The organism is Neisseria sp. P0016.S008 (genome assembly GCF_051957775.1).
Lineage (GTDB): Bacteria > Pseudomonadota > Gammaproteobacteria > Burkholderiales > Neisseriaceae > Neisseria > Neisseria flavescens_B.
Window position 1 is genome coordinate 1 of record NZ_JBQCWB010000045.1, and the last position, 237, is coordinate 237.

Below are 237 nucleotides of genomic sequence, written 5' to 3' on the forward strand. Positions count from 1 at the left end.
GGTCTTGGCCGAAGTCAATCGGTGCAACCGGTGCATAACCGACTTTGACGGCCGGGCGGTGGCCGGTGGTTTGACCGTCCAAATGCAGGCCGCTTGACCAATCGCCGCTTTCGGAAGTGATTTAGTAACGGGTTTTGTGCAAGTCGGTTTCAAATTCAACGCCGTCGAAAACGAAGAATTAAGGCTCATGGCCGAAATAGGCAGTGTAGCCGATGCCGGAAGAATTCAAATATGCTT

General features: G+C 52.3%; 1 pseudogene. It reads right to left on the bottom strand.

From position 1 onward, the window contains the following. Window positions 1-237: pseudogene (locus tag ACTHS8_RS10920) on the bottom strand (type I glutamate--ammonia ligase); the annotation flags it as partial.